Raw genomic sequence first — 5,914 nt, 5'->3', positions numbered from 1 at the left:
ATTAATGGAAACATTGACGGCTCAACAGCCTTCGATTTCCCATCCTCTCATTTCGCTAACCGAGTCAGAAATTAGCACAGCTGTTTCGGTCATCCAAAGAAAAAAAACTTTGAGCGAAATGGCAGCTTTTCCACTTATTGCTTTACAAGAACCAGATAAAGAAGAAGTTCTAAATTTTACACCTGGTAAAGTATTCCAGCGAAAAGCTTTTTTGGTAATCTATGAACGTTCAGAAAACAAAACCTTTGAAGGTATCGTTGACCTAAAAAGCAAAACCTTAAGTTCTTGGAAAGAAATACCGTCTGTTCAACCTGCGATCGTTAATTCAGAATATGAACTAGCAACTCAGGTAGTTAAAGCCGATCCCCGATGGCAAAGAGCGATGCAAAAGCGGGGAATTACCGATTTCGATCGAGTTAAAATCAGTTGGTGGTCTCCAGGAATTCTCAGCGAACAGGAAGAAGCAACAGGTAATCGTCTTTGTCGCGGCTTATCTTACTACAAAGGTAAAGGCTGGAACTATTACGGTAGTCCCATTGAAGGAGTCTTAGCAACAGTCAATTTAAATACGGGTAAAATTGCTAATTTTGTTGATAGAGGAAACGTACCTTTCTCTCAAGAAAACTGGGATTACGATCTCAAATCCTTGGGTAAATTACTGTCACCACTGAAAGCATTGAAAATACTTCAACCTAATGGTAGAAGTTTCCAGATAGAAGACAATGAAATTAGCTGGCAAGGTTGGAAGTTTCGCTATTTAATGCATCCTCGTAATGGATTAATGCTCTATCAAGTGACGCATAAAGATGGGGAAAATATTCGACCAGTTTTATACCGTGCTAGCCTCTCAGAAATGGTAGTACCTTATGGTAATCCTGAACCTACTTGGTCGTTCAGAAATGCCTTTGATGTTGGAGAATACAACTTAGGTTTACTAGCAAATACGATGGAATTAGGTAAAGAAATTCCCGGAAATGGCTTGTTGCTAAATGCTGTATTTGCTAATGAGCAGGGAGAACCTTATCAAATACCAGGGGTTATCGGTATCTACGAGCGCGATCGCGGAATGCTGTGGAAACACTATGAATATAATACTCAACGTAATGATGTCCGTCGCAGTCGAGAATTAGTCATGAAGATGACGGTAGCCATTGATAACTATGATTACAGCATCAATTGGATCTTTCACCAAGATGGGACTTTGGAAGTCCAAAATGAATTAACAGGTATCGTACTGGCGCAAGGAACGGCTGCCCAAAAGCAATCTGATGATGATTCCTATGGTCGGTTAATTGCTAAGAATATCTTTGGAGTGAATCATCAGCACTTTTTCAATTATCGCCTAGATTTCGATGTTGATGGTCAGGCTAATTCTGCGATGGAAATGAATGTGAAAGCTTTGCCGATGGATGAGAAAAATCCTTTAGGAAATGCGATCGCAGTTGCAGAAACCCCACTAGCTAAAGAAACGGCTGCTGTGCGCGATTTGGATATGAAAAGCAGTCGGAAATGGATGATTGTTAGCGCAGACAAAAAGAATGCTCTCGGTGCTGCGCCTGGATATATGCTGATGCCTGAAGGAAATTCGATATTTTTCCCTGTGGAAGGTTCAAAAATCCGTCAACGGGCAGAATTTGCAACTCATCACGTGTGGGTAACAAAATATAAACCTACTGAACTTTATGCTGGCGGAGATTATCCCAACCAAACTCAAGCTGGACAGGGTTTACCAAAATATATTGCAGACGATGAAGCTTTGATGGGTGAAGATATCGTACTGTGGTACACAATGGGCGTAACTCATATTCCGCGATCGGAAGATTGGCCCGTGATGCCTGTTCACCGAGTTGGCTTTAAGCTAATCCCTAGAGGATTCTTTAGCCGGAATCCCGCGATAAATTTGCCTGAGTAAAATATTTGTTGGCTCAAGTTTCCTGCCTTCAGGTTTTTTTTCATGTCTAAAGGCGGTAACTTGAATACTGATAAACTTATATAGTTCAAATACTGGCATTGGTTAAAATAGGATATCTAATGAACTTTCCAGAAATTAATATTCCCGGTGATGGAACACTGCACGCTCGTTTAATTACTTCCTTGGGTGAAATTGTAGTTCGTTTAGAAGAAGAGCGAACCCCCAACACCGTCAAAAATTTTGTCGGTCTAGCAACTGGAACAATCGACTGGAAAGACCCTAAAACAGGTCAATCTGGTAAAGGAACTCCAGCTTACGATGGAGTTCGCTTTCACCGGGTCATCCCTGATTTTATGATTCAGTGTGGCGATCCTCTGAGTCGTTATCCAGATATGGCCAACCGATGGGGTACTGGTGGCCCGGGATATCAATTTGAGGATGAGTTTCATCCTGAATTGAGACACACTCGTGCAGGTATCTTGTCGATGGCTAATGCCGGACGCGGTACTAATGGTTCACAATGGTTCATTACAGAAGCACCAACACCTCACCTTGACAACAAACACAGTGTTTTTGGTGAAGTTGTCCAAGGTCTAGATATAGTCAACAAGATCGCTAATGTGCCTACAACTAGAGATCGTCCAAATCAAGAAGTGGTGTTACAAAAAGTAGAAATTTTTCGGCAGTAATTAACACCCCGGTTTGTAGTAAGCACTTTAGTACTTAGAGGATGTTTTAAAAGTATTGGGCGAATAGAATTCGCTACTACACAAACAAAGTCCACCTCCGTGGACTAAGAAAAATTAAGGGTTTTTAACCTGCGTAGGCAGGTTTTGTCTGTGTAGCCGCGACTTCTAGTCGCTAGGGCTTTACTACAAACTTTTTTACCCATCGAGATTTTGTAGTCCCATCGCAATCTTACTGTGTTTTTCAATTTGCCCCATCACTTGTTTTGCGCGTTGAATAACTACGGCTGGTAAACCCGCCAATCTTCCCGCTTCAATTCCATAAGACTTATCAGCACCTCCTGGTTGAACTTGGTGCAAAAAGATAATTTGGTCGGGTAATTCTTTCACCGTCACCTGATAATTAGTCACATTCGGGATAATGCTAGCCAGTTCATTTAACTCGTGGTAGTGAGTGGCAAAAATTGTGCGCGATCGAATATCTACTGCTATATATTCTGCCACCGCCCAAGCTATAGAAAGACCATCAAATGTTGCTGTCCCGCGACCAATTTCATCTAATAATACCAACGATCTAGATGTAGCATGGTTGAGAATATTTGCAGTTTCATTCATCTCCACCATGAAGGTAGATTGACCAGTTGCTAAATCATCTACTGCACCGACACGGGTGAAAATACGATCGCATATTCCCAATCTGGCAAATCTAGCTGGTACAAAACTACCAATCTGCGCCATTAACTGAATTAATCCCACCTGACGCAAATAACAACTTTTGCCACTGGCGTTTGGCCCAGTAAGAATAATTAAGTCAGGATAGTCATTTGTCCTTTGTCCTTGGTCATTTGTTATTTGTTCTTGTTCATCTACTAATGACATAGGCGTTTCGCCTTCCCGCAGGGTATGACTAATGACTAATGACTCTTGACCCAATTGCGTCGAATTCGGCACAAAGAATCCCGCAGGTAAAGACTGTTCTACCACAGGATGACGACCATCAACAATGTTTATCTCCCTTCCAGGCAACATTTCAGGACGACAGTAACCTTGATGCACCGCCAACTCCGCCAAACCACACAATACATCCGCCGCCGCCACTGCACGAGACAGATTGCGAATTACTTCCGCCTCTTGTGCTACCTCTTCCCGCAATGCCGTAAAAATCTCATATTCCAACTGATTTAAATCATCTCGCGCCGTCAAAATCCGGGCTTCTCGTTCTTTTAAATCAGGGGTGATGTAACGTTCCTCATTGGTCAGAGTTTGCTTGCGGATATAGTTAGCGGGTACTTGGTCAGCTTTGGTGCGGGAAATACTGATGTAATAACCAAAGGTTTTGTTAAATCCTACCTTCAGTGTCGAAATTCCCGTCTTAGCTCTTTCATCAACTTCTAAATTGGCAATCCATTGCTGGTCTGCTTCTACAGTCGCCTTTCTTTCATCCAACAGGGGATTTACACTAGGGCGAATTAATCCGCCTTCTTTAATTAGTATAGATGGTGACTCTACAAGATGTGCGTGTAACTTTTGTGCCAATTCTTCCAATACACTTGGAACTTTCTGCAAAGCTTTGAGAAATGGAGAACGCGTCTCAACTACTAAGTTGGATAATTCCGGTAAGCGTGAGAGGGAATCTGCCAAAGCTACTAAATCTCTAGCATTAGCTGTACCAGAACCCGCCCTTCCTGTAAGGCGTTCCAAATCATAAATTTGGCGCAATAAGTGCCGTAAATCTTGACGCAGAGGCGTATTTTCCATCAATTCTTGGATGGTATCTTGCCGCGCCCGAATGCCTTTAATATCGAGTAGCGGTTGTAACAACCACCGCCGCAAAGCACGCCCACCCATTGCTGTACTAGTTTTATCTAACGCCCAAAGTAGGGAACCGTGAAAAGTGCCATCCCGCACGGTTTGGGTAATTTCTAAGTTACGGCGGGTTTGATTGTCAACAATTAGATAGTCGGTGACAGTGTAGCTGCGGAGTCTTTGAAGGGTGACAGGGTTTTCTTTTTGAGTATCTTCCAGGTATTCGAGAAGACCACCAGCTGCACGAACGGCGAGGGGAAGATGATCGCAACCGAGTCCTTCGAGCGATCGCACCTTAAATTTCTGCAATAATCTAGGTCTAGCTTCACCTTGGGAAAATGGAAGTTGCGATCGCAAACTATAGCAAAATGATGGTGGCAAACACTGGGGAAGATGTGGCGAAGTTTCTCCTGGACGCAGCAAGCTACCTAAATCGGGCGCATTTGTCGGAACCAGCACTTCTGATGGTTGCAAACGCATTAATTCTTGGGTCAAATGTTCTAAATCGCTACCTTGAGTTGTGAGAAATTCACCTGTAGAGATGTCTGCATAGGCTAAACCCCAATGATTTGCGGCAATTACTACTGCTGCTAAGTAATTATTGCGACTGGATTTGAGCATTCCTTCTTCTAGCAAAGTGCCGGGTGTAAGAATGCGTGTTACTTCTCGCCGCACTAATCTCCCAGCAGCTTCAGAAGCATCTTCCACTTGGTCGCAAATTACCACTGCATAGCCTTTTTCTACTAGCATTGTCGCGTAGCGTTCCCAAGCGTGATGCGGAACACCAGACATCGCCACCCGTCCTTGTTCCCCAGCTTGCTTACTAGTGAGAACTAATTCCAATTCTTGCGCTAGTTTGACAGCATCTTGGAAATAGCATTCAAAGAAATCTCCTACCCGATACAGCAATACCGCGTGAGGATATTTATCCTTCGTCTCGACATAATGCAAGTACATTTGACTTAGCTTACTGCGATCCACCTGTAGATGGTCAGAAATAAAAGTACTCGCGTCGGGTTTGGTAGATGGAGTTTCAGAGTGAGAGGCGGTCATAGATGCTATCGAGTTACGCACGGAAATTCCCCAATATCCGATGATAACGTGATGTGAAAGTTGAATGGCGATCGCTCAAGGATATTTTACTTTTATCTGAAAAATGTTAATTTTGATACAATGCAAAATTCCCAACTTCTTCATGAAGTCGGGAATCTGAGCAACTGAATTCAAAGAAAATTATTTCATATTCTAAATTTAGCAACCCCAAATTAAAGATAGTAGATGACTGGGGTTGCAAGTCAAAAAATATTACTCTTCTTCTTCCTCTTCTTCTTCTCCAAACACTGCGTCTATAAGTTCTTGTGCGCGTTCGTCTGAAATATTTAAAGCTTCTTGAAGTTCAGAGATATAATCTTGTTCGTTTTCGGGTACTTCTTCGTCAATCCCTACTACTAAGATAGCTGTGATGTATGCAGCTTCACGATAACCTCTATTGGGTAAGGATTCGATAGAC

Annotated in this window: 3 protein-coding genes and 1 pseudogene; 2 read left to right on the top strand and 2 right to left on the bottom strand. The window is 42.6% G+C overall.

The features are described 5' to 3' along the window. Together IQ229_RS09980 and IQ229_RS09975 are read left to right on the top strand one after the other, a co-directional pair. A partial coding sequence (locus tag IQ229_RS09980; protein WP_194043299.1) for a primary-amine oxidase occupies positions 1-1,912 on the top strand: 1,912 nt, incomplete at its 5' end. 119 nt (positions 1,913-2,031) lie between these two features. After that, on the top strand, positions 2,032-2,601 hold the full coding sequence (locus IQ229_RS09975; protein WP_194043297.1) for a peptidylprolyl isomerase: 570 nt from the start codon (positions 2,032-2,034) through the stop codon (positions 2,599-2,601). 195 nt (positions 2,602-2,796) lie between these two features. Here IQ229_RS09975 and mutS read toward each other — a convergent pair whose 3' ends face one another. Both mutS and IQ229_RS09965 read right to left on the bottom strand, forming a co-directional pair. Beyond that, positions 2,797-5,457, bottom strand: coding sequence for a DNA mismatch repair protein MutS (gene mutS / locus IQ229_RS09970; protein WP_194043301.1), 2,661 nt, complete (start codon positions 5,455-5,457; stop codon positions 2,797-2,799). A gap of 252 nt (positions 5,458-5,709) precedes the next feature. Beyond that, positions 5,710-5,914, bottom strand: a pseudogene (locus IQ229_RS09965) (hypothetical protein); the annotation flags it as partial.

Origin of the sequence: Nostoc cf. edaphicum LEGE 07299, from assembly GCF_015207245.1 — a bacterium.
GTDB lineage: Bacteria > Cyanobacteriota > Cyanobacteriia > Cyanobacteriales > Nostocaceae > Nostoc > Nostoc edaphicum_B.
Note: the sequence above shows the minus strand (reverse complement) of the source record. Positions and strands in the feature narration are given on the sequence as shown.

Excerpts from the sequence above, each read along its gene's own strand:
- mutS (WP_194043301.1), bottom strand. The coding sequence starts at position 5,457 with ATGACCGCCTCTCACTCTGAAACTCCATCTACCAAACCCGACGCGAGT.
- IQ229_RS09975 (WP_194043297.1), top strand. The coding sequence starts at position 2,032 with ATGAACTTTCCAGAAATTAATATTCCCGGTGATGGAACACTGCACGCT.